This window comes from Streptococcus sanguinis SK1 = NCTC 7863 (genome assembly GCF_000194945.1).
Classification (GTDB): Bacteria; Bacillota; Bacilli; order Lactobacillales; family Streptococcaceae; genus Streptococcus; species Streptococcus sanguinis.
On the sequence record NZ_GL878508.1, the window covers coordinates 135,809 to 156,103 of the forward strand.

General features: G+C 42.5%; 35 protein-coding genes. 34 read left to right on the forward strand and 1 reads right to left on the reverse strand.

Annotation, left to right across the window (positions count from 1 at the left end):
* Positions 1–57 precede the first annotated feature (57 nt).
* Together HMPREF9378_RS03880 and HMPREF9378_RS03875 are read left to right on the forward strand one after the other, a co-directional pair.
* The gene (locus tag HMPREF9378_RS03880) at positions 58–495 is read left to right on the forward strand and encodes a CoA-binding protein (protein ID WP_023917036.1); all 438 of its coding nucleotides are present in this window, start codon (positions 58–60) and stop codon (positions 493–495) included.
* A gap of 1 nt (position 496) precedes the next feature.
* A complete protein-coding gene (locus HMPREF9378_RS03875) occupies positions 497–1,009 on the forward strand; it encodes a kinase (protein WP_002899661.1) in 513 nt (170 codons plus the stop codon).
* A gap of 17 nt (positions 1,010–1,026) precedes the next feature.
* On the opposite strand, the gene HMPREF9378_RS03870 is transcribed toward HMPREF9378_RS03875, so the two are convergent.
* Positions 1,027–1,902, reverse strand: coding sequence for a DUF975 family protein (locus HMPREF9378_RS03870; protein WP_002899663.1), 876 nt, complete (start codon positions 1,900–1,902; stop codon positions 1,027–1,029).
* 152 nt (positions 1,903–2,054) lie between these two features.
* Between HMPREF9378_RS03870 and tgt the strand changes: the two genes are divergently transcribed.
* From tgt to HMPREF9378_RS03720, 32 genes are all read left to right on the forward strand, one after another.
* Positions 2,055–3,197, forward strand: coding sequence for a tRNA guanosine(34) transglycosylase Tgt (gene tgt, locus HMPREF9378_RS03865; RefSeq protein ID WP_002899664.1), 1,143 nt, complete (start codon positions 2,055–2,057; stop codon positions 3,195–3,197).
* 25 nt (positions 3,198–3,222) lie between these two features.
* The gene (locus HMPREF9378_RS03860; RefSeq protein ID WP_002899665.1) at positions 3,223–3,861 is read left to right on the forward strand and encodes a uridine kinase family protein; all 639 of its coding nucleotides are present in this window, start codon (positions 3,223–3,225) and stop codon (positions 3,859–3,861) included.
* Positions 3,862–4,233: 372 nt separating this feature from the next.
* A complete protein-coding gene (gene rpsJ / locus HMPREF9378_RS03855; RefSeq protein WP_002894478.1) occupies positions 4,234–4,542 on the forward strand; it encodes a 30S ribosomal protein S10 in 309 nt (102 codons plus the stop codon).
* A gap of 84 nt (positions 4,543–4,626) precedes the next feature.
* Positions 4,627–5,253, forward strand: a complete 627-nt coding sequence (gene rplC / locus HMPREF9378_RS03850) for a 50S ribosomal protein L3 (RefSeq protein WP_002894479.1) — start codon at positions 4,627–4,629, stop codon at positions 5,251–5,253.
* 24 nt (positions 5,254–5,277) lie between these two features.
* Positions 5,278–5,901: a 50S ribosomal protein L4 gene (rplD, locus tag HMPREF9378_RS03845; protein ID WP_002913947.1), complete on the forward strand. Its 624-nt coding sequence runs from the start codon at positions 5,278–5,280 to the stop codon at positions 5,899–5,901.
* A complete protein-coding gene (locus HMPREF9378_RS03840) occupies positions 5,901–6,197 on the forward strand; it encodes a 50S ribosomal protein L23 (protein ID WP_002894481.1) in 297 nt (98 codons plus the stop codon). Before rplD ends, HMPREF9378_RS03840 begins: the two co-directional genes overlap by 1 nt.
* A 17-nt stretch (positions 6,198–6,214) precedes the next feature.
* On the forward strand, positions 6,215–7,048 hold the full coding sequence (gene rplB / locus HMPREF9378_RS03835; protein ID WP_002894482.1) for a 50S ribosomal protein L2: 834 nt from the start codon (positions 6,215–6,217) through the stop codon (positions 7,046–7,048).
* 85 nt (positions 7,049–7,133) lie between these two features.
* Positions 7,134–7,415 carry a 30S ribosomal protein S19 gene (gene rpsS / locus HMPREF9378_RS03830; protein WP_000533766.1) on the forward strand — a complete coding sequence of 94 codons (282 nt, stop codon included), beginning with the start codon at positions 7,134–7,136 and terminating at the stop codon, positions 7,413–7,415.
* Positions 7,416–7,426: 11 nt separating this feature from the next.
* Positions 7,427–7,771, forward strand: a complete 345-nt coding sequence (rplV, locus tag HMPREF9378_RS03825) for a 50S ribosomal protein L22 (RefSeq protein WP_002894484.1) — start codon at positions 7,427–7,429, stop codon at positions 7,769–7,771.
* A 12-nt stretch (positions 7,772–7,783) separates the two neighbouring features.
* Positions 7,784–8,437 (forward strand): 30S ribosomal protein S3, encoded by a 654-nt coding sequence (gene rpsC, locus HMPREF9378_RS03820; RefSeq protein ID WP_002894486.1) that lies wholly within the window; start codon positions 7,784–7,786, stop codon positions 8,435–8,437.
* Between the two features lie 3 nt (positions 8,438–8,440).
* Entirely contained in the window at positions 8,441–8,854 is a 414-nt protein-coding gene (gene rplP / locus HMPREF9378_RS03815) for a 50S ribosomal protein L16 (RefSeq protein ID WP_000960948.1), read from the forward strand.
* 9 nt (positions 8,855–8,863) lie between these two features.
* On the forward strand, positions 8,864–9,070 hold the full coding sequence (gene rpmC, locus HMPREF9378_RS03810; protein WP_002894488.1) for a 50S ribosomal protein L29: 207 nt from the start codon (positions 8,864–8,866) through the stop codon (positions 9,068–9,070).
* 23 nt (positions 9,071–9,093) lie between these two features.
* Positions 9,094–9,354 (forward strand): 30S ribosomal protein S17, encoded by a 261-nt coding sequence (gene rpsQ, locus HMPREF9378_RS03805; RefSeq protein ID WP_000440801.1) that lies wholly within the window; start codon positions 9,094–9,096, stop codon positions 9,352–9,354.
* Positions 9,355–9,379: 25 nt separating this feature from the next.
* Positions 9,380–9,748: a 50S ribosomal protein L14 gene (gene rplN, locus HMPREF9378_RS03800; RefSeq protein ID WP_002894494.1), complete on the forward strand. Its 369-nt coding sequence runs from the start codon at positions 9,380–9,382 to the stop codon at positions 9,746–9,748.
* Positions 9,749–9,823: 75 nt separating this feature from the next.
* Positions 9,824–10,129, forward strand: a complete 306-nt coding sequence (gene rplX / locus HMPREF9378_RS03795) for a 50S ribosomal protein L24 (RefSeq protein WP_002894497.1) — start codon at positions 9,824–9,826, stop codon at positions 10,127–10,129.
* 23 nt (positions 10,130–10,152) lie between these two features.
* Positions 10,153–10,695, forward strand: coding sequence for a 50S ribosomal protein L5 (gene rplE / locus HMPREF9378_RS03790; protein WP_002894499.1), 543 nt, complete (start codon positions 10,153–10,155; stop codon positions 10,693–10,695).
* A gap of 17 nt (positions 10,696–10,712) precedes the next feature.
* Positions 10,713–10,898 (forward strand): type Z 30S ribosomal protein S14, encoded by a 186-nt coding sequence (locus HMPREF9378_RS11270; protein ID WP_001085697.1) that lies wholly within the window; start codon positions 10,713–10,715, stop codon positions 10,896–10,898.
* A gap of 213 nt (positions 10,899–11,111) precedes the next feature.
* The gene (rpsH, locus tag HMPREF9378_RS03785; RefSeq protein ID WP_002899666.1) at positions 11,112–11,510 is read left to right on the forward strand and encodes a 30S ribosomal protein S8; all 399 of its coding nucleotides are present in this window, start codon (positions 11,112–11,114) and stop codon (positions 11,508–11,510) included.
* 189 nt (positions 11,511–11,699) lie between these two features.
* Positions 11,700–12,236, forward strand: coding sequence for a 50S ribosomal protein L6 (gene rplF / locus HMPREF9378_RS03780; protein ID WP_002899667.1), 537 nt, complete (start codon positions 11,700–11,702; stop codon positions 12,234–12,236).
* Between the two features lie 85 nt (positions 12,237–12,321).
* Positions 12,322–12,678, forward strand: coding sequence for a 50S ribosomal protein L18 (gene rplR / locus HMPREF9378_RS03775; RefSeq protein WP_009659213.1), 357 nt, complete (start codon positions 12,322–12,324; stop codon positions 12,676–12,678).
* A gap of 17 nt (positions 12,679–12,695) precedes the next feature.
* Positions 12,696–13,190, forward strand: a complete 495-nt coding sequence (gene rpsE, locus HMPREF9378_RS03770) for a 30S ribosomal protein S5 (protein WP_002894506.1) — start codon at positions 12,696–12,698, stop codon at positions 13,188–13,190.
* A gap of 13 nt (positions 13,191–13,203) precedes the next feature.
* Positions 13,204–13,386 carry a 50S ribosomal protein L30 gene (gene rpmD / locus HMPREF9378_RS03765; RefSeq protein ID WP_002899668.1) on the forward strand — a complete coding sequence of 61 codons (183 nt, stop codon included), beginning with the start codon at positions 13,204–13,206 and terminating at the stop codon, positions 13,384–13,386.
* 154 nt (positions 13,387–13,540) lie between these two features.
* Complete coding sequence (rplO, locus tag HMPREF9378_RS03760) at positions 13,541–13,981, forward strand: 50S ribosomal protein L15 (RefSeq protein ID WP_002901833.1); 441 nt, start codon at positions 13,541–13,543, stop codon at positions 13,979–13,981.
* A 12-nt stretch (positions 13,982–13,993) separates the two neighbouring features.
* Complete coding sequence (gene secY / locus HMPREF9378_RS03755) at positions 13,994–15,301, forward strand: preprotein translocase subunit SecY (RefSeq protein ID WP_002894513.1); 1,308 nt, start codon at positions 13,994–13,996, stop codon at positions 15,299–15,301.
* A 173-nt stretch (positions 15,302–15,474) separates the two neighbouring features.
* Positions 15,475–16,113 (forward strand): adenylate kinase, encoded by a 639-nt coding sequence (locus HMPREF9378_RS03750; protein ID WP_002899670.1) that lies wholly within the window; start codon positions 15,475–15,477, stop codon positions 16,111–16,113.
* Between the two features lie 117 nt (positions 16,114–16,230).
* Positions 16,231–16,449, forward strand: coding sequence for a translation initiation factor IF-1 (gene infA, locus HMPREF9378_RS03745; protein ID WP_001029883.1), 219 nt, complete (start codon positions 16,231–16,233; stop codon positions 16,447–16,449).
* 22 nt (positions 16,450–16,471) lie between these two features.
* Positions 16,472–16,588, forward strand: coding sequence for a 50S ribosomal protein L36 (rpmJ, locus tag HMPREF9378_RS11275; RefSeq protein ID WP_001808836.1), 117 nt, complete (start codon positions 16,472–16,474; stop codon positions 16,586–16,588).
* 17 nt (positions 16,589–16,605) lie between these two features.
* Complete coding sequence (gene rpsM / locus HMPREF9378_RS03740; RefSeq protein ID WP_002894516.1) at positions 16,606–16,971, forward strand: 30S ribosomal protein S13; 366 nt, start codon at positions 16,606–16,608, stop codon at positions 16,969–16,971.
* Between the two features lie 19 nt (positions 16,972–16,990).
* Positions 16,991–17,374: a 30S ribosomal protein S11 gene (gene rpsK / locus HMPREF9378_RS03735; RefSeq protein WP_001118385.1), complete on the forward strand. Its 384-nt coding sequence runs from the start codon at positions 16,991–16,993 to the stop codon at positions 17,372–17,374.
* Positions 17,375–17,419: 45 nt separating this feature from the next.
* Positions 17,420–18,358, forward strand: a complete 939-nt coding sequence (locus HMPREF9378_RS03730) for a DNA-directed RNA polymerase subunit alpha (protein WP_002894519.1) — start codon at positions 17,420–17,422, stop codon at positions 18,356–18,358.
* Between the two features lie 11 nt (positions 18,359–18,369).
* A complete protein-coding gene (gene rplQ, locus HMPREF9378_RS03725) occupies positions 18,370–18,756 on the forward strand; it encodes a 50S ribosomal protein L17 (RefSeq protein WP_002894521.1) in 387 nt (128 codons plus the stop codon).
* A 247-nt stretch (positions 18,757–19,003) separates the two neighbouring features.
* Positions 19,004–20,263 carry a glutamate-cysteine ligase family protein gene (locus HMPREF9378_RS03720; RefSeq protein ID WP_002899672.1) on the forward strand — a complete coding sequence of 420 codons (1,260 nt, stop codon included), beginning with the start codon at positions 19,004–19,006 and terminating at the stop codon, positions 20,261–20,263.
* Positions 20,264–20,295: the final 32 nt, after the last annotated feature.

Genomic DNA, 20,295 nt, shown 5'->3' on the forward strand with positions numbered 1-20,295 from the left:
GTTAAAACATGAATACTACAAAACTATCCAGCTTTATTATGAATGAGGAGGAAGTCTATGACTTATCATTTTCAAAATCCCAGTGATGCCATCGTCAAACATTATCTGAACAACAGCAAGGTGATTGCTGTTGTTGGTCTGTCTGACCGTGAAGAAACGACCAGCAACCGTGTGTCCAAGGAGATGCAGGAGCGAGGCTATCGCATTATCCCAGTCAATCCTCGGGCAGCAGGCAGTCAGATTTTTGGTGAAACTGTTTATGCCAGTCTCAAAGACATTCCTTTCCCAGTGGATATTGTCGATGTATACCGCCGCAGTGAGTTTTTGCCAGATGTGGCACTGGATTTTCTGCAGACGGACGCCAAGATTTTCTGGGCTCAGTTGGGCTTGGAGAGTGAGGAGGCTGAGCAGATTTTGCGGGCAGCCGGTCGGGATGACATTGTCATGGACCGCTGTATAAAACGCGAGCATACTCGCTTGATTCTGGGCGAATAAGATGGCCAAGTTAGTTATCATTCGTGGGAATTCCGGCTCTGGCAAGTCTAGTCTGGCCAGAAAACTGCAGACTCACTACGGCCGAGGGACTCTCCTGATAGCGCAGGATACGGTTAGACGTGACATGCTCAAGGAAAAAGTCAAGCCGGGAAATTTGTCTATTGACCTGACGGGAACACTGGCTCGCTTCGGCTACGAGCATGATTTGCTGGTTCTGGTAGAAGGATTTTATGAGACAGACATTTATGGACAGATGCTAGAACGGTTGAAAAAAATCTTCGCTCCGCAGGTCTTTGCTTACTACTATGACCTATCCTTTGAAGAAACAGTCCGTCGCCATCAGACCAGAGCGAAGCAAGAAGAATTTACCCCAGCCGACATGAAGCGCTGGTGGAAAGACCGAGACTTCTTAGACTGGGAAGAGGAAGTCTTTTTTACAGATGAGGATTCACTAGAGGCAGCCTTTGACAAAATCTGCTCTGCCCTGGACAAGACAGAATATAATAGTAAATAAAAAAACAACTCACAAGCTTAGGACAAGGAGTCCTGTGCCTGTGGGTTGTTTTCATGTGAGATTGCGTTTTCTTTTTTCAATTCTTCATAAAAGAGAATGTAAGCAGTCGCTGTATAAGGGAGAACTATAAAATTCAGCAAGCCGTAAGTTAATCTGGCCAATAAATTCCAGCCGATGAAGCTCAGATTAAGCATAAAAAGCTTTCCTTTATAGCCTTTCATTAGCTTCCGGCTTTGACGGATAGCATAGAAAGCTCCCTGGTAACTCCCAGCCTCAAGCTGGTCATAGAGGATGAACTCTGCTTGAGCATAAGCATAGTACTGAGGGATGGCAATACCTAAGCCAGTGAATATCAAGAGGGTTCCCAGTAACATACCAGGGGTGTATTGAAGAATCTGCTGGCCTGCAGCACTTTGAGCCGTCACTACTGTATGGGCTGGGATTTTTTCCGAAATAGAGAGGATTTTATAAGCATTAAAGATTGCTAGAAGACTCCCGCAGAACATAGGAATATTCCAAAGAAAAATCAGCAGCTGCTTGAGTAAAACCGTCTTGAAGACAGGTGTGAAAGTCTTGCTCGTAAAAAGATGTCCTATATCTGAAAAGTTGACATCATCCTTTGTCTTACGAAGAACCCTCATCATGGTATAGCTGGCAGAAAGCAGTAGCAAAGTCAAGATAAACTGAATTGTTGTCGGGAAAAGATTTTTACTAATGAGAAGATAGATGGACTGGCTAAAAGTTAGGTTGGGAATGGAATCTCTTAGATTGTCATTGAGGGAAAGTAAGATGCTGAGGATGCTGACAAGGGTTGGGGCCGTAAACAAAAGAAAAATCCCTCTCGTTTGACCGCGGACAGTACGAGCCTGAGCTCTGATGTTGCTTAGATTCATAATTCCTCCATTTGGATTTGTCTGTTACATTATATCATACCCCGTGACAGATAGAAGTTTTTTTGGTAAAATCATACGGTATCTTGTGAGCCCTTGCTGCTCATTATATAGAAGAAAAATCGCTGGGACTGTTTTTCCCAGCAGGAGGAAACATGTCAACATCACCGATTCAATATCGTTTGATTAAAAAAGAAAAGCATACAGGTGCTCGTTTGGGGGAAATTATCACGCCTCACGGGACTTTTCCGACGCCTATGTTTATGCCGGTTGGTACCCAGGCGACGGTCAAGACCCAGTCACCAGAAGAGCTCAAGCAAATGGGTTCTGGTATCATCTTGTCCAATACTTACCACCTCTGGCTGCGGCCGGGCGATGAGCTGATTGCTCGTGCAGGTGGCTTGCACAAGTTCATGAACTGGGATCAGCCAATTCTGACGGATAGCGGTGGTTTTCAGGTCTATTCTCTAGCTGACAGCCGCAATATCACAGAAGAAGGAGTAACTTTCAAGAACCACCTCAATGGATCTAAGATGTTCCTATCGCCAGAAAAGGCCATTTCCATCCAGAACAATCTGGGCAGTGACATTATGATGTCCTTTGATGAATGCCCGCAGTTCTACCAGCCCTATGACTATGTCAAGAAGTCCATTGAGCGGACTAGCCGTTGGGCAGAGCGTGGACTCAAGGCCCACAGCCGTCCACACGACCAAGGACTCTTTGGGATTGTTCAGGGTGCTGGATTTGAAGATTTGCGTCGTCAGTCTGCTCAAGACTTGGTCAGCATGGATTTTCCGGGCTACTCAATTGGAGGACTGGCAGTTGGTGAATCTCACGAAGAGATGAATGCAGTGCTGGACTTCACAACTCCCCTACTGCCTGAAAACAAGCCTCGCTACCTCATGGGAGTTGGGGCGCCAGATAGCTTGATTGATGGGGTTATCCGTGGCGTTGATATGTTTGACTGCGTCCTGCCGACTCGGATTGCCCGAAACGGTACCTGTATGACCAGCGAAGGACGTCTGGTTGTTAAAAACGCTCGGTTTGAGGAAGATTTCACGCCGCTTGACCACAACTGTGACTGCTACACATGTACCAACTACACGCGGGCCTATATCCGCCACTTGCTCAAAGCGGACGAGACCTTCGGCATCCGCCTGACCAGCTATCATAATCTCTACTTCTTGGTAAACCTTATGAAGAAGGTGCGCCAAGCTATCATGGATGACAACCTGCTGGAATTCCGCGAAGACTTTATTGAGCGCTACGGCTACAATAAATCCAGCCGAAATTTCTAAGAATCTCCATTTGAAAGGAGAAGCCATGTCTGATGAAGAGAAATTGCTGAAAAGATTGACAGCGTATCTGTCAGGCGACCAAAACCATACCCTGCGTATTTACGGTCACGGTGCTTCGGGGAAGTCAACTTTTGCTCGAAAACTCCAGCTAGCCTTGGGTGAGGACCGAGCCAATCTGCTGGAAACAGATCCTTATGTAATTACTGGGGAGTATCGAGATTTGCTCAGTTCCAAAGATTTTCCTCATCAAAAAGTCACAGCCTGTCTCCCAGCTGTTCATGAACTCGGGAGTCTGGAGCGAGATATTTGCGCCTTGCAGTCTGGTCTGGATATTCTGACCATTGGCACAGCTTGGTCGTCTAGCTTGCGTTTATCAGCTCGAAAGCCGATTTTAATAGTAGAAGGTATGTCGGCTGCCTTTTTGCCTGAAAGTTTGTTTGATTTGTCGCTTTGCTTTTACACGGACGATCAGACTGAGTTAGAACGACGCTTGGCACGGGATGTGGCTGTGCGAGAGCGCAGGCCAGAGTGGATAGAGCAGACGCATCTGGCTCGACGAGAGCAATATAGGCACTTTTATCAACCCTATCTAGCAGCTGCAGACCTTGTCATCTGCCAGTCGGGCAATAGCTTTCGCATTGAAAAGAACAGTCCCTTGTTATAAAACAAAGTAGCCAAGGGTAAATTTTCGTTTCTAATCTCACTGATGTGCGTCAGTGAGATTTTGTATTTTCTGAATACAAACTCGAATAAATAGGTTAAAAGTCTAAATTTTCTTATCTATAATGATTTACAAGACTTATAAATTGTTTAGAAAACACTTTCATAAAAAATCATCCTAAAAATCTTTAAAAAATTACTCAAATCCCTTGCAATGACTGGTTCTTTGTGTTAAGATACTATGGTGCTGTAAAAATACAGCGTTTAGCTTTGATGCAAGAGGTTGCGACACGCTCGGTTGCATTGCCACGCAATCGCCTGTCGGTTTTCTTGTGGAGCTAGCCTATTATCTTAAATAGACGAAAAGGAGAAAAAGATGGCAAACAAAAAAATCCGCATCCGTTTGAAAGCTTACGAACATCGTACACTTGACACAGCGGCTGCAAAAATCGTAGAAACTGCTACTCGTACTGGTGCTGAAGTTGCGGGTCCAATCCCACTTCCAACTGAGCGCAGCCTCTACACAATCATTCGTGCGACTCACAAATATAAAGACTCTCGCGAACAATTTGAAATGCGTACTCACAAACGCTTGATCGATATCATCAACCCAACTCAAAAAACAGTCGACGCTTTGATGAAATTAGATCTTCCAAGTGGTGTGAACGTAGAGATTAAACTTTAATCTGAAGCTTGATCTAAACCAGAGCATGAAAAACGCTCGTTAAAAACTTTTTGAAAAAAATTATAGAAAAGGAAACATTTTCTCATGACAAAAGGAATCTTAGGGAAAAAAGTGGGAATGACTCAAATCTTCACTGAAGCTGGCGAATTAATCCCTGTAACTGTTGTTGAAGCAGCTCCAAACGTTGTTCTTCAAGTTAAAACAGTTGAAACAGATGGTTACAACGCAGTTCAAGTTGGTTTTGATGACCTTCGTGATGTATTGAGCAACAAACCTGCCAAAGGCCATGTAGCGAAAGCTAACACAGCTCCTAAGCGCTTCATTCGTGAATTCAAAAACATTGAAGGCTTGGAAGTAGGAGCAGAAATCACTGTCGATACATTCGAAGCTGGTGATGTTGTTGATGTAACAGGAACTTCAAAAGGTAAAGGTTTCCAAGGTGTTATCAAGCGCCACGGCCAATCTCGTGGTCCAATGGCTCACGGTTCACGCTACCACCGTCGTCCTGGTTCAATGGGACCAGTTGCGCCAAACCGCGTGTTCAAAAACAAACGCTTGGCTGGACGTATGGGTGGCAACCGTGTAACGATTCAAAACCTTGAAATCGTACAGGTTGTTCCAGAGAAGAACGTTATCCTGATTAAAGGTAACGTACCAGGTGCTAAGAAATCTCTTATCACTATCAAGTCAGCAGTTAAAGCTGGTAAATAATAAAGAAAGGGGAAATCAGTCACAATGGCAAACGTAAAATTATTTGACCAAACTGGTAAAGAAGCTGGTGAAGTAGTTCTGAACGATGCGGTCTTTGGTATTGAGCCAAATGAATCAGTTGTCTTTGATGTTATCATCAGCCAACGCGCTAGTCTTCGTCAAGGAACTCACGCTGTTAAAAACCGTTCTGCAGTATCAGGCGGCGGACGCAAACCATGGCGTCAAAAAGGAACTGGACGTGCTCGTCAAGGTTCTATCCGCTCTCCACAATGGCGTGGTGGTGGTATCGTATTCGGTCCAACTCCTCGTTCATATGCTTACAAACTTCCACGTAAAGTTCGTAGATTGGCATTGAAATCAGTTTACTCTGAAAAAGTTGCTGAAAACAAATTCGTAGCTGTAGACAGCCTTTCATTTACAGCTCCAAAAACTGCTGAGTTTGCAAAAGTGCTTGCTGCACTGAGCATCGATACAAAAGTTCTTGTTATCCTTGAAGAAGGAAACGAATTCGCTGCACTTTCAGCTCGCAACCTTCCAAACGTGAAAGTTGCAACTGCAACAACTGCAAGCGTTCTGGACATCGTAAACAGCGATAAACTTCTGGTTACTCAGGCAGTTATCTCTAAAATTGAGGAGGTTCTTGCATAATGAATTTGTATGACGTAATCAAAAAACCTGTTATCACTGAAGGTTCAATGGCTCAGTACGAAGCAGGCAAATACGTATTTGAAGTGGACACTCGCGCTCACAAGCTCTTGATCAAGCAAGCTGTTGAAGCTGCTTTTGAAGGAGTTAAGGTTGCTAACGTTAACACTATCAATGTAAAACCAAAAGCAAAACGCGTTGGACGCTACACTGGTTTTACAAACAAAACTAAAAAAGCTATCGTAACACTGACAGCTGATTCTAAAGCAATCGAGTTGTTCGGTGCAGAAGAAGAATAATCTAAGGAGGAAATATCGTGGGAATTCGTGTTTATAAACCAACAACAAACGGTCGCCGTAATATGACTTCTTTGGATTTCGCTGAAATCACTACCAGCACTCCAGAAAAATCTTTGCTTGTTTCTTTGAAGAGCAAGGCTGGTCGTAATAACAACGGTCGCATCACTGTTCGTCACCAAGGTGGCGGTCACAAGCGTCACTACCGTTTGATTGACTTCAAGCGTAACAAAGACGCTGTTGAAGCAGTTGTAAAAACAATCGAGTATGATCCAAATCGTTCAGCAAACATCGCTTTGGTTCACTACACTGACGGTGTGAAGGCTTATATCATCGCTCCTAAAGGCCTTGAAGTTGGTCAACGCATCGTTTCAGGTCCTGAAGCAGATATCAAAGTCGGAAATGCTCTTCCGCTTGCTAACATCCCAGTTGGTACTTTGGTTCACAACATTGAGTTGAAACCAGGCCGCGGTGGAGAATTGGTTCGTGCTGCTGGAGCTTCTGCTCAAGTATTGGGTCAAGAAGGTAAGTACACTCTTGTTCGTCTTCAATCAGGCGAAGTTCGTATGATTCTTGGTACTTGCCGCGCTACAGTTGGTGTTGTCGGAAACGAACAACATGGACTTGTAAACCTTGGTAAAGCAGGACGTAGCCGTTGGAAAGGTATCCGCCCAACAGTTCGCGGTTCTGTAATGAACCCTAACGATCACCCACACGGTGGTGGTGAAGGTAAAGCACCAGTTGGTCGTAAAGCGCCATCTACTCCATGGGGCAAACCTGCTCTTGGACTTAAAACTCGTAACAAAAAAGCGAAATCTGACAAACTTATCGTTCGTCGTCGCAACGAGAAATAATTTAAAACAATCTATCCGCCAGCTCGGTAGCGCTGCTTAGTCAGCGCAGGCCGCTGTGGTACTTATTTAAAGGAGAAAATATAAAATGGGACGCAGTCTTAAAAAAGGACCTTTCGTCGATGAGCATCTGATGAAGAAAGTTGAAGCTCAAGCTAACGACGAAAAGAAAAAAGTCATCAAAACTTGGTCACGTCGTTCAACGATCTTCCCAAGTTTCATTGGTTACACAATCGCAGTTTATGACGGACGTAAACACGTGCCTGTTTACATCCAGGAAGACATGGTAGGTCACAAGCTTGGTGAATTTGCGCCAACTCGTACTTACAAGGGTCACGCTGCAGACGACAAGAAAACACGTAGAAAATAAGGAGAACATAAATGGCAGAAATTACTTCAGCTAAAGCAATGGCTCGTACAGTGCGTGTTTCACCTCGTAAATCTCGTCTGGTTCTTGACAATATTCGTGGTAAAAACGTCGCTGACGCAATCGCAATCTTGAAATTTACTCCAAACAAAGCTGCTGGCATTATCGAAAAAGTTTTGAACTCTGCAATCGCTAATGCTGAAAACAACTTTGGTTTGGAAAAAGCAAACTTGGTAGTATCTGAAGCTTTCGCAAACGAAGGACCAACTATGAAACGTTTCCGTCCGCGCGCTAAAGGTTCAGCTTCACCAATCAACAAACGCACAAGCCACATCACTGTGGTCGTTGCAGAAAAATAAGGAGGTAACATCGTGGGTCAAAAAGTACATCCAATTGGTATGCGTGTCGGCATCATCCGTGATTGGGATGCCAAATGGTATGCTGAAAAAGAATACGCGGATTACCTTCATGAAGATCTTGCAATCCGTAAATTCGTTCAAAAAGAATTGGCTGACGCAGCGATTTCAACTATTGAAATTGAACGCGCAGTAAACAAAGTAAACGTTTCTCTTCACACTGCTAAGCCAGGTATGGTTATCGGTAAAGGTGGAGCAAACGTTGATGCACTCCGTGCAAAACTCAACAAATTGACTGGAAAACAAGTCCACATCAACATCATCGAAATCAAGCGTCCTGACTTGGATGCGCATCTGGTTGGTGAAGGAATTGCTCGCCAGCTTGAGCAGCGTGTTGCTTTCCGTCGTGCTCAAAAACAAGCTATCCAACGTACAATGCGTGCAGGAGCTAAAGGAATCAAAACTCAAGTATCAGGTCGTTTGAATGGTGCAGATATTGCCCGCAGCGAAGGTTACTCTGAGGGAACTGTTCCGCTTCACACTCTTCGTGCGGATATCGATTACGCTTGGGAAGAAGCTGACACTACTTACGGTAAACTGGGTGTTAAAGTCTGGATCTACCGTGGAGAAGTCCTTCCAGCTCGTAAAAACACTAAAGGAGGTAAATAACCAATGTTAGTACCTAAACGTGTTAAACACCGTCGCGAATTCCGTGGAAAAATGCGCGGTGAAGCTAAAGGCGGAAAAGAAGTAGCATTTGGAGAATATGGTCTTCAAGCAACTACTAGCCACTGGATCACTAACCGCCAAATCGAAGCTGCCCGTATCGCTATGACTCGTTACATGAAGCGTGGTGGTAAAGTTTGGATTAAAATCTTCCCACACAAATCATACACTGCAAAAGCTATCGGTGTACGGATGGGATCTGGTAAAGGTGCTCCAGAAGGTTGGGTTGCGCCAGTTAAGCGTGGCAAAGTAATGTTTGAAGTTGCTGGCGTTTCAGAAGAAATCGCTCGCGAAGCACTTCGCCTTGCAAGCCACAAACTTCCAGTTAAATGTAAATTCGTAAAACGTGAAGCAGAATAAGGAGAAGGCATGAAACTTAATGAAGTAAAAGAATTTGTTAAAGAACTTCGTGGTCTTTCTCAAGAAGAACTCGCGAAGCGTGAAAATGAATTGAAGAAAGAATTGTTTGATCTTCGTTTCCAAGCAGCTGCTGGCCAATTGGAGCAGACAGCTCGCCTGAAAGAAGTGAAAAAACAAATCGCTCGTATCAAAACTGTTCAATCAGAAGTTAAATAATAGACTAGGGAAGGAGAATTTCAATGGAACGCAATAATCGTAAAGTTCTTGTCGGACGCGTTGTTTCTGACAAAATGGACAAAACAATCACAGTTGTAGTTGAAACTAAACGTAACCACCCAGTCTATGGTAAACGTATTAACTACTCTAAGAAGTACAAAGCACATGACGAAAACAATGTTGCCAAAGAAGGCGATATCGTTCGTATCATGGAAACTCGTCCGCTTTCAGCTACAAAACGCTTCCGTCTTGTAGAAGTCGTTGAAGAAGCGGTTATCATCTAATCAAACCAGAAAGGAGAAAACTTAAATGATTCAAACAGAAACTCGTTTGAAAGTTGCCGACAACAGCGGCGCTCGCGAAATCTTGACAATCAAAGTTCTTGGTGGCTCAGGACGTAAGTTCGCTAACATCGGTGATGTAATCGTTGCGTCTGTAAAACAAGCTACTCCTGGTGGTGCGGTTAAGAAAGGTGACGTTGTAAAAGCTGTTATCGTTCGTACTAAATCAGGTGCTCGTCGTAAAGATGGTTCATACATCAAATTTGACGAAAACGCTGCAGTCATCATCCGTGAAGACAAAACTCCTCGCGGAACTCGTATCTTCGGACCAGTTGCTCGTGAATTGCGTGACGGTGGCTTCATGAAGATCGTATCATTGGCTCCAGAAGTACTTTAATCAAAATTAACAAACACAGTCCCCTGGCAAAAGTCAGGGTGCCCCTATGGGCGTAAGAATTAAGAGGAGAAATAAATGTTTGTAAAAAAAGGCGACAAAGTTCGCGTAATTGCTGGTAAAGACAAGGGTGTAGAAGCGCTTGTTGTTACAGCTCTTCCAAAAGTAAACAAAGTTGTTGTTGAAGGTGTAAACATCGTTAAGAAACACCAAAAGCCAAATAACGAAAACCCTCAAGGTGCTATCGTGGAAAAAGAAGCACCAATCCATGTGTCAAATGTTCAAGTTCTTGACAAAAATGGAGTTGCAGGACGTGTTGGCTACAAGTTTGTAGACGGCAAAAAAGTTCGTTACAATAAAAAATCAGGCGAAGTGCTTGACTAATCACGAAGGAAAGGAGAAGTATAATGGCAAATCGTTTAAAAGAAAAATATCTTAAAGAAGTAGTTCCTGCTTTGACTGAAAAGTTCAACTACTCATCTGTTATGGCTGTGCCAAAAGTGGATAAAATCGTTTTGAACATGGGTGTTGGTGACGCTGTATCAAACGCTAAAAACCTTGAAAAAGCTGCTGAAGAATTGGCTCTTATCTCAGGTCAAAAACCACTTATCACTAAAGCTAAAAAATCAATCGCCGGCTTCCGTCTTCGTGAAGGTGTAGCGATCGGTGCTAAAGTAACCCTTCGTGGCGAACGTATGTATGAATTCTTGGATAAATTGGTTTCAGTTTCTCTTCCACGTGTTCGTGACTTCCACGGTGTTCCAACAAAATCTTTTGATGGACGCGGGAACTACACACTTGGTGTGAAAGAACAATTGATCTTCCCAGAAATCAACTTTGATGACGTTGATAAGACTCGCGGTCTTGACATCGTTATCGTAACAACTGCTAACACTGACGAAGAGTCACGCGAATTGCTTACAGGCCTTGGAATGCCTTTTGCAAAATAATATAGGAGGTAAAACAAATGGCTAAAAAATCAATGATTGCTAAGAACAAACGCCCAGCTAAGTTCTCTACGCAAGCTTATACTCGTTGTGAAAAATGTGGCCGTCCACATTCCGTTTACCGCAAGTTTAAACTTTGCCGTGTTTGCTTCCGTGAATTAGCATACAAAGGACAAATCCCAGGCGTTACCAAAGCATCTTGGTAATATCATGATACAAAGAGCGTAACAACCACAGCAAAAATAGGAAATTTGGTGAAGGAGCGATGCTCCAAAACAAATTTATCTTTTTTGCCCAGGTTGTAGCTCGTGTTCAAATAAGAGTTATCTTATTTGAATGTGTCAATACAATCTGAGCCCAGCTCAATCATTAACTAGCAAGTGCAGCTTGCAAACTACTAGTAAGAGGAGAAATATAAAATGGTTATGACTGACCCAATTGCAGACTTTCTGACACGTATCCGTAATGCTAACCAAGCAAACCACGAAGTGCTTGAAGTGCCTGCATCAAACATCAAAAAAGGGATCGCTGAAATCCTGAAGCGTGAAGGTTTTGTAAAAAACGTTGAAATCATCGAAGATGACAAACAAGGCATCATCCGTGTATTTCTTAAATACGGACAAAATGGTGAAAAAGTTATCACTGGTTTGAAACGCGTTTCAAAACCAGGTCTGCGTGTTTACAAAAAACGCGAAGATCTTCCAAAAGTTCTGAACGGACTTGGAATTGCTATCCTTTCAACATCTGAAGGCTTGCTGACTGATAAAGAAGCACGCCAAAAGAATGTTGGTGGAGAGGTTATCGCTTACGTTTGGTAATATTTAGCTCCCAATTTCTTTGTGACTCTTCGTTATCGTCTCTTGCCTAACCAAAAGTTATGTCTGCGAGACGATGCCTAGATTCACTTTGAAATTGAAACCTAAATGTTCCTTTAAATCGAGAAATCGATTTAAGCCCCGTGAAAACTGGTCGCTTGCGGCCTGACAATCTAACAGGAGAATATATACATGTCACGTATTGGTAATAAAGTTATCGTGTTGCCTGCTGGTGTTGAGATCAGCAACAAAGACAACGTTGTAACTGTAAAAGGACCTAAAGGAGAACTGACTCGTGAGTTCTCAAAAAATATTGAAATCCGTGTGGAAGGAACTGAAGTAACTCTTCACCGTCCAAACGATTCAAAAGAAATGAAAACAATCCACGGAACAACTCGTGCCCTTTTGAACAACATGGTTGTTGGTGTATCAGAAGGATTCAAGAAAGAACTTGAAATGCGTGGGGTTGGTTACCGTGCTCAACTTCAAGGCAAAAAGCTTGTACTTTCAGTTGGTAAATCTCATCCAGACGAAGTAGAAGCACCAGAAGGCATCACTTTTGAACTTCCAAACCCAACAACTATCGTTGTCAGCGGAATTTCAAAAGAAGTAGTTGGACAAACTGCAGCTTACGTACGTAGCCTGCGTGCTCCAGAGCCATACAAAGGTAAAGGTATCCGCTACGTTGGTGAATTCGTTCGCCGCAAAGAAGGTAAAACTGGTAAATAATCTTGTCTGGCTGATTTTCTCAACCAAACAAGCTGTTTTCCAAGGTTGTGCATAAGCACAAGATTAAAATTAAGAGGTGAAAATTGTGATTACGAAACCAGATAAAAATAAAATCCGCCAAAAACGTCACCGTCGCGTTCGCGGAAAACTCTCTGGAACTGCTGATCGCCCACGTTTGAACGTATTCCGTTCTAATACAGGCATCTACGCTCAAGTGATTGATGACGTAGCGGGTGTAACGCTCGCAAGCGCTTCAACTCTTGACAAAGAAGTTTCAAAAGGAACTAAAACAGAACAAGCCGTTGTTGTTGGTAAGCTCGTTGCTGAACGTGCAGTTGCTAAAGGTATTTCTGAAGTCGTCTTCGACCGCGGTGGATATCTCTATCACGGACGTGTAAAAGCTTTGGCTGATGCAGCTCGTGAAAACGGATTGAAATTCTAAGAGGAGGACACTAGAAAATGGCATTTAAAGACAACGCAGTTGAACTTGAAGAACGTTTAGTTGCCATCAACCGTGTTACAAAAGTTGTTAAAGGTGGACGTCGTCTTCGCTTTGCAGCTCTTGTAGTTGTTGGTGATCGCAATGGTCGTGTTGGCTTCGGTACTGGTAAAGCTCAAGAAGTACCAGAAGCAATCCGCAAAGCAGTTGAAGATGCGAAGAAGAATTTGATTGAAGTACCAATGGTTGGCACAACAATTCCTCACGAAGTTCTTTCAGAATTTGGCGGAGCTAAAGTATTGCTTAAGCCAGCTGTTGAGGGTTCTGGAGTCGCTGCCGGTGGTGCGGTTCGTGCCGTCATCGAATTGGCAGGTGTAGCAGATGTTACATCTAAATCTCTTGGCTCTAACACTCCAATCAACATCGTTCGCGCAACTGTTGAAGGTTTGAAACAATTAAAACGCGCTGAAGAAGTTGCTGCCCTTCGTGGTATTTCAGTTTCTGACTTGGCATAAGAAAGGGGATAACATGGCTCAAATTAAAATTACTTTGACTAAGTCTCCAATCGGACGCATCCCGTCACAACGTAAAACTGTTGTAGCACTTGGACTTGGCAAATTGAACAGCTCAGTTATCAAAGAAGATAACCCAGCAGTACGCGGTATGATTACTGCAGTATCACACTTGGTAACTGTTGAAGACGTTAAATAAGCTTTGCTGGTTTAACAACTTTAAATTAAAATACGTTAGGGGATGGGATTTTCTCAGCCCCTAAAACTAAATATATGTATAGGCGAGTTTATATAGGAGACACCTTTTCTCCTATATGAGCGCTAGCATTTTACAAAAGAGGAGAAATAATATAATGAAACTTCATGAATTACAACCTGCTGCAGGTTCTCGTAAAGTCCGCAACCGTGTTGGTCGTGGTACATCATCTGGTAACGGTAAAACATCTGGCCGTGGTCAAAAAGGTCAAAAAGCTCGTAGCGGTGGCGGCGTTCGCCTTGGTTTTGAAGGTGGACAAACTCCATTGTTCCGTCGTCTTCCAAAACGTGGTTTCCTGAACATCAACCGCAAAGAATATGCGATTGTTAACCTTGACCAACTGAACGCCTTTGAAGATGGCGCTGAAGTAACACCAGTTGTTCTCATCGAAGCAGGTATTGTAAAAGCTGAAAAATCAGGTATCAAGATTCTTGGTAACGGAGAATTGACAAAGAAATTGACTGTTAAGGCAGCTAAATTCTCTAAATCAGCTGAAGAAGCTATCACTGCTAAAGGTGGTTCAGTGGAAGTCATCTAAGCGAGGTGACCTATGTTTTTCAAACTATTAAAAGACGCATTTAAAATCAAACAGGTACGATCTAAGATTCTGTTCACGATTTTTATTATCTTAGTTTTCCGTATCGGTACAACCATAACGGTTCCGGGGATTAATGCCAAAGCCTTAAGCAATTTGAATGATTTGCCATTCTTGAATATGCTAAGCTTGGTCTCTGGTAACGCCATGCGCAACTTCTCTGTCTTTGCACTTGGAGTCAGTCCTTACATCACAGCTTCGATCGTTGTTCAGCTGCTGCAAATGGACTTGCTTCCGAAGTTTGTAGAGTGGGGCAAGCAAGGGGAAGTGGGACGGAGGAAGCTGAATCAAGCGACTCGTTATATCGCCCTAGTTTTGGCCTTTGTGCAGGCAATTGGGATTACCGCTGGTTTTGATACTCTCTCAAGAGCTAATCTGGTTGCCAATCCTAATGTTCAGACCTACGCTTTGATTTGCGTTCTTCTAGCAACTGGTTCAATGATTGTAACTTGGCTGGGTGAGCAGATTACAGACAAGGGTTACGGAAATGGCGTTTCCATGATTATCTTTGCTGGTATCGTTTCAGCTATCCCTGATATGATTAAAGGTATCTATGAAGATTATTTTGTCAATATTCCTAGTGAACGTTTGACTTCATCCTTCATTTTTGTAGGAATTCTGATTGTGGCAGTCCTGCTTATCATTTACTTTACAACCTTTGTACAGCAGGCTGAATATAAAATTCCAATTCAGTATACGAAAGTAGCGAAGGGGGCACCTTCTAGCTCCTATCTGCCACTGAAAGTCAATCCAGCTGGTGTTATTCCAGTAATCTTTGCCAGCTCGATTACAGCTGCACCGGCAGCGATTTTCCAAGTTGTCAGTGCCTTGGGCTATGACGCAGATTGGGTTAAGACAGCTCAGTCACTTTTGGCAACAACGACCATTAGTGGCATGTTCATGTACGCCTTCCTGATTGTCCTCTTTACATTCTTCTATACTTTTGTACAGATTAATCCAGAGAAGACAGCAGAAAATCTGCAAAAGAGCGGAGCCTACATTCCAGGTGTTCGTCCAGGTAAAGGAACAGAAGACTACATGTCTAAGCTGCTTCGTCGTTTGGCAACAGTGGGATCTCTCTTCCTAGGTTTCATTTCTATCCTGCCTATTTTGGCTAAAGATGTATTTGGATTGACAGATGCCGTTGCTCTTGGAGGAACCAGTCTCTTAATCATCATCTCAACTGGTATTGAGGGAATGAAACAGCTAGAAGGCTACTTGCTGAAGAGAAAGTATGTCGGCTTTATGGATACATCAGAGTAAGGGAACTTTTGAATTGCTTATCTAATGAGAAGCTTGTTCAGATAACCTTTCTTGAACCGAAAATAAACAAAATAAAAGGGGACAGAGTAGACTCACCCCCTTCTATTTTGTTTTTAAACGAGTTTATTAATCGGTTTAATAGATTGCTTTAAAAACAAAAAAGGAGACCAATCATGAATCTTTTGATTATGGGCTTACCAGGTGCTGGTAAAGGAACTCAAGCTACTAAAATCGTTGAGCATTTCAATGTTGCGCATATTTCGACTGGAGATATGTTCCGTGCGGCGATTGCTAACCAAACAGAGATGGGCGTTTTAGCCAAGTCCTATATTGACAAGGGCGAGTTGGTTCCAGACCAAGTGACAAACGGCATTGTCAAAGAGCGCTTGAGCCAGGATGATATTAAGCAAACAGGCTTCCTCTTGGATGGCTATCCGCGCACGATTGAGCAAGCAAATGCCTTGGATCAAACACTAGCAGAGCTTGATTTGGCTTTGGACGGAGTTATCAATATCGAAGTGGATCCTAACAGCTTGCTGGAGCGTTTGAGTGGTCGGATTATCCATCGTGAAACAGGTGAAACCTTCCACAAGGTCTTCAATCCGCCAGCAGACTACAAGGAAGAGGATTATTACCAGCGTGAAGATGACAAGCCTGAGACGGTTAAGCGTCGTTTGGATGTCAATATCGCTCAGGGTCAGCCAATCATTGATCACTATCGCAGCAAAGGTCTGGTCCATGATATTCAAGGGAATCAAGATATTAATGATGTCTTCTCAGCTATCGAAAAAGTCTTGACAAATTTGAAATAAAAGCGTTTTTCCTGCTTGCAATATTTGACAAGTAGTGATACAATGAATTAGTCTGACTTATAATTGTTACCTCTGTGCTCAGAGGGATCAAATCGAAATTTATGGAGGTACTTTTGCGTGGCAAAAGACGATGTGATTGAGGTTGAAGGCAAGGTAGTTGATACAATGCCTAATGCAATGTTTACGGTTGAACTTGAAAATGGACATCAGATTTTAGCAACAGTTTCTGGTAAAATTCGTAAAAACTATATTCGTATTTTAGCGGGAGACCGTGTGACTGTAGAAATGAGTCCTTATGATTTGACACGTGGACGGATCACATACCGCTTTAAATAATCGAAAAACTTGGAGGGAAAAAATGAAAGTAAGACCATCGGTCAAACCAATTTGCGAATACTGCAAAGTTATTCGTCGTAATGGTCGTGTTATGGTAATTTGCCCAGCAAATCCAAAACACAAACAACGTCAAGGATAAGATAGAAAGGAGAAAAAATGGCTCGTATTGCTGGAGTTGACATTCCAAATGACAAACGTGTAGTCGTTTCACTGACTTATGTGTACGGTATCGGACTTCCAACTTCTAAGAAAATCTTGGCAGCTGCTGGAGTTTCAGAAGACATCCGTGTAAAAGATCTTACAATCGAACAAGAAGACGCTATCCGTCGTGAAGTAGATGCGATTAAAGTTGAAGGTGACCTTCGTCGTGAAGTAAACTTGAACATCAAACGTTTGATGGAAATCGGTTCATACCGTGGAATCCGTCACCGTCGTGGACTTCCTGTCCGTGGACAAAACACTAAAAATAACGCCCGCACTCGTAAAGGTAAAGCTGTTGCGATTGCAGGTAAGAAAAAATAATATAAGGAGGTAAAAAGTCTTGGCTAAACCAACACGTAAACGTCGTGTGAAGAAAAATATCGAATCCGGTATTGCTCATATTCACGCTACATTTAATAACACTATTGTTATGATTACTGATGTGCATGGTAACGCGATTGCTTGGTCATCTGCTGGAGCTCTTGGATTTAAAGGTTCTCGTAAATCTACACCATTTGCTGCCCAAATGGCATCTGAAGCAGCTGCTAAATCTGCACAGGAACACGGTCTGAAATCAGTTGAAGTTACTGTAAAAGGTCCAGGTTCTGGTCGTGAGTCTGCTATTCGTGCTCTTGCTGCCGCTGGTCTTGAAGTAACAGCTATTCGTGATGTGACTCCTGTACCACACAATGGTGCTCGTCCTCCAAAACGTCGCCGTGTATAATCACCAACCGTTACACTGCTTTTCGTTTAAGAGGGAGTATAGCAAATGATTGAGTTTGAAAAACCAAATATAACAAAAATTGATGAAAATAAAGATTATGGCAAGTTTGTAGTAGAGCCGCTTGAGCGTGGTTATGGTACAACACTGGGAAATTCTCTTCGCCGTGTGCTTTTGGCTTCACTTCCAGGTGCTGCTGTTACTTCAATTAATATTGAAGGTGTTTTGCACGAGTTTGATACAATTTCCGGTGTCCGCGAAGACGTGATGCAAATTATTCTGAACGTCAAAGGAATTGCTGTAAAATCTTACGTCCAAGACGAAAAGATTATTGAACTGGATGTTGAAGGCCCAGCAGAAGTAACTGCCGGAGACATTTTGACAGACAGTGATATTGAAATTATAAACCCTGATCATTATCTCTTTACAATCGGAGAAGGCGCAAGCTTTAAGGCAACGATGACTGTCAACAGCGGTCGTGGTTATGTGCCTGCAGATGAAAATAAGAAAGATGATGCACCAGTGGGAACACTTGCGGTGGATTCTATCTATACGCCAGTGACAAAAGTTAATTACCAGGTTGAGCCAGCTCGTGTTGGTAGCAACGATGGTTTTGACAAACTAACCCTTGAAATTTTAACGAATGGAACAATTATTCCAGAAGATGCTTTGGGACTTTCAGCCCGCATCCTTACGGAACATTTGAATCTCTTCACTAATCTGACAGAAGTAGCTATCGCTGCAGACGTTATGAAGGAAGCAGAAAAGACTTCTGATGACCGCATTTTGGAACGGACCATCGAAGAATTAGATTTGTCAGTTCGCTCATACAACTGTTTGAAACGTGCAGGTATCAATACTGTATTTGATTTGACAGAAAAATCTGAGCCTGAAATGATGAAAGTTCGTAACTTGGGACGCAAGAGTCTGGAAGAAGTAAAAGTTAAACTTGCTGATCTCGGTCTGGGGTTAAAAAACGATAAATAAAGGAGGAATACATGGCTTACCGTAAACTAGGACGCACTAGCTCGCAACGTAAAGCGATGCTTCGCGATTTGACTACTGATTTGCTGATCAACGAATCAATCGTGACAACTGAAGCTCGTGCTAAAGAAATCCGTAAAACAGTAGAAAAAATGATTACATTGGGCAAACGTGGAGACTTGCACGCTCGTCGTCAAGCTGCAGCTTTTGTACGTAATGAAATCGCATCAGAAAACTATGATGAAGCAACAGAAAAGTATACTACAACTACTGCTCTTCAAAAATTGTTCTCTGAGATTGCACCACGCTATGCAGAGCGCAACGGTGGATATACTCGTATCCTGAAAACTGAACCGCGCCGTGGAGATGCTGCGCCAATGGCAATCATCGAATTAGTTTAAGATCATCAATCTTTGTTGAGTGTTATGATGATGGAATAGAATCTCTATTCTTAGTCTAGCTCTGGTCTACCGCTAGGATTCTTTCCTAGCGGGAACACTCATCATATAGTTGATAATAGGTAGACGCTTGTTTACGAAATTGCTTTTAAGGCAAAAACAATTTCGTAAGCAGGCGTTTTTGCATGAGGCTAGGAAAATACCTGAAATTTTGTTATAATACTTTAACACTATCAAAAATTTATAGGAAATGGAAATGATGGATTCAATCCAAATTTTAAAAGAACGCTATTTAAAGAATATCAAAGAAAATCCAACTGTCTACATTGGCATTGAGTTAGAATTTCCTATTGTCAATAGCCAGGGCGGAGCGACTGATACAAATGTGGCCAAGAATCTCTTGAAGCATCTATTGGAAGAGTATGATTTTGAGTCGGAACGATTTGATAGAGATGGCAATCCCATCCAACTGAAATCTACTAAAAATGAAGACAGGATTCTTTTTGAGGTCTCTTACAATACTTTGGAATTTGCTTTTGCCAAGGCTAGTAGAATTCAAGAAGTTGAAGAGCGTTTTAAGAACTATCTGAACATTATTCAGCCAATTCTGCGCGAAGAAGACCATGAAATTCAAGGAGAAGGTATTCATCCTTTCTGGGCAGAAAATGATAATAGTCCAGTTAAGTATCCAAGATATGAAATGTTGATGCAGTATTTAGCTATGGGAAAGAACATGGATGGTCTGCACAATTATCCGGAATATGGCGCTTTTATTTGTGGGAGTCAAGTGCAGCTGGATGTCTCAAGAGAAAATTATTTAACTGTTATCAATGTCTTCAATCAAATTGAAGCTGCTAAAGCCTATCTATTTGCCAATTCAGAGTTTTCAGATTCTTCTTGGGATACAAAAATAGCTCGGGATATTTTCTGGGAGCAATCGATGCATGGCATTTTACAGGAAAATGCGGGTGTGAATTCAAAAGATTTTCAAACTGAAGATGAATTTTTTGCATATCTTAATAGATCAGCACTTTTTACTGCCGAACGTGAGGGTAAATCCTATTATTTCTATCCGATAGCTGCTAATGAATACTTGATCCAGAGAACTATTGAAGCTTATAGCCTCTCGGGTGAGAAAGTAAACTTGACACCAAAGGAAGCAGACTTCAAGAATCACAGAAGTTACCAGTATCAAGATTTGACGACACGGGGGACAGTAGAGTTTCGGAGCGTCTGCACCCAGCCTTTTGATAAAACTTTTGCTTCTGCCGCTTTTCATCTTGGTATTTTAGAAAACTTGGAGAATGTAAAAGCCTATTTACAAGATGCTCCCTTCTTTCAGCAGGAAGGTCGGAATTACAAAGCTTTAAGAAGAAAGTTTTCTAAAAAAGAGATGACCGCAAGTGAAAGAGAACATATTTATGAATTCACAAAGACTTTGCTTCAGCTGGCGAGAGCTGGTTTAATAGCACGTCAACTAGGAGAGGAAGTATATCTACCCGCACCTTAAAAGATAAAAACTCCCTGATGAATAAAAACTTC

Excerpts from the sequence above, each read along its gene's own strand:
- HMPREF9378_RS03880 (WP_023917036.1), top strand. The coding sequence starts at position 58 with ATGACTTATCATTTTCAAAATCCCAGTGATGCCATCGTCAAACATTAT.
- HMPREF9378_RS03875 (WP_002899661.1), top strand. The coding sequence starts at position 497 with ATGGCCAAGTTAGTTATCATTCGTGGGAATTCCGGCTCTGGCAAGTCT.
- HMPREF9378_RS03870 (WP_002899663.1), bottom strand. The coding sequence starts at position 1,902 with ATGAATCTAAGCAACATCAGAGCTCAGGCTCGTACTGTCCGCGGTCAA.
- tgt (WP_002899664.1), top strand. The coding sequence starts at position 2,055 with ATGTCAACATCACCGATTCAATATCGTTTGATTAAAAAAGAAAAGCAT.
- HMPREF9378_RS03860 (WP_002899665.1), top strand. The coding sequence starts at position 3,223 with ATGTCTGATGAAGAGAAATTGCTGAAAAGATTGACAGCGTATCTGTCA.
- rpsJ (WP_002894478.1), top strand. The coding sequence starts at position 4,234 with ATGGCAAACAAAAAAATCCGCATCCGTTTGAAAGCTTACGAACATCGT.
- rplC (WP_002894479.1), top strand. The coding sequence starts at position 4,627 with ATGACAAAAGGAATCTTAGGGAAAAAAGTGGGAATGACTCAAATCTTC.
- rplD (WP_002913947.1), top strand. The coding sequence starts at position 5,278 with ATGGCAAACGTAAAATTATTTGACCAAACTGGTAAAGAAGCTGGTGAA.
- HMPREF9378_RS03840 (WP_002894481.1), top strand. The coding sequence starts at position 5,901 with ATGAATTTGTATGACGTAATCAAAAAACCTGTTATCACTGAAGGTTCA.
- rpsS (WP_000533766.1), top strand. The coding sequence starts at position 7,134 with ATGGGACGCAGTCTTAAAAAAGGACCTTTCGTCGATGAGCATCTGATG.
- rplV (WP_002894484.1), top strand. The coding sequence starts at position 7,427 with ATGGCAGAAATTACTTCAGCTAAAGCAATGGCTCGTACAGTGCGTGTT.
- rplP (WP_000960948.1), top strand. The coding sequence starts at position 8,441 with ATGTTAGTACCTAAACGTGTTAAACACCGTCGCGAATTCCGTGGAAAA.
- rpmC (WP_002894488.1), top strand. The coding sequence starts at position 8,864 with ATGAAACTTAATGAAGTAAAAGAATTTGTTAAAGAACTTCGTGGTCTT.
- rpsQ (WP_000440801.1), top strand. The coding sequence starts at position 9,094 with ATGGAACGCAATAATCGTAAAGTTCTTGTCGGACGCGTTGTTTCTGAC.
- rplN (WP_002894494.1), top strand. The coding sequence starts at position 9,380 with ATGATTCAAACAGAAACTCGTTTGAAAGTTGCCGACAACAGCGGCGCT.
- rplX (WP_002894497.1), top strand. The coding sequence starts at position 9,824 with ATGTTTGTAAAAAAAGGCGACAAAGTTCGCGTAATTGCTGGTAAAGAC.
- rplE (WP_002894499.1), top strand. The coding sequence starts at position 10,153 with ATGGCAAATCGTTTAAAAGAAAAATATCTTAAAGAAGTAGTTCCTGCT.
- HMPREF9378_RS11270 (WP_001085697.1), top strand. The coding sequence starts at position 10,713 with ATGGCTAAAAAATCAATGATTGCTAAGAACAAACGCCCAGCTAAGTTC.
- rpsH (WP_002899666.1), top strand. The coding sequence starts at position 11,112 with ATGGTTATGACTGACCCAATTGCAGACTTTCTGACACGTATCCGTAAT.
- rplF (WP_002899667.1), top strand. The coding sequence starts at position 11,700 with ATGTCACGTATTGGTAATAAAGTTATCGTGTTGCCTGCTGGTGTTGAG.
- rpsE (WP_002894506.1), top strand. The coding sequence starts at position 12,696 with ATGGCATTTAAAGACAACGCAGTTGAACTTGAAGAACGTTTAGTTGCC.
- rpmD (WP_002899668.1), top strand. The coding sequence starts at position 13,204 with ATGGCTCAAATTAAAATTACTTTGACTAAGTCTCCAATCGGACGCATC.
- rplO (WP_002901833.1), top strand. The coding sequence starts at position 13,541 with ATGAAACTTCATGAATTACAACCTGCTGCAGGTTCTCGTAAAGTCCGC.
- secY (WP_002894513.1), top strand. The coding sequence starts at position 13,994 with ATGTTTTTCAAACTATTAAAAGACGCATTTAAAATCAAACAGGTACGA.
- HMPREF9378_RS03750 (WP_002899670.1), top strand. The coding sequence starts at position 15,475 with ATGAATCTTTTGATTATGGGCTTACCAGGTGCTGGTAAAGGAACTCAA.
- rpmJ (WP_001808836.1), top strand. The coding sequence starts at position 16,472 with ATGAAAGTAAGACCATCGGTCAAACCAATTTGCGAATACTGCAAAGTT.
- rpsM (WP_002894516.1), top strand. The coding sequence starts at position 16,606 with ATGGCTCGTATTGCTGGAGTTGACATTCCAAATGACAAACGTGTAGTC.
- HMPREF9378_RS03730 (WP_002894519.1), top strand. The coding sequence starts at position 17,420 with ATGATTGAGTTTGAAAAACCAAATATAACAAAAATTGATGAAAATAAA.
- rplQ (WP_002894521.1), top strand. The coding sequence starts at position 18,370 with ATGGCTTACCGTAAACTAGGACGCACTAGCTCGCAACGTAAAGCGATG.
- HMPREF9378_RS03720 (WP_002899672.1), top strand. The coding sequence starts at position 19,004 with ATGGAAATGATGGATTCAATCCAAATTTTAAAAGAACGCTATTTAAAG.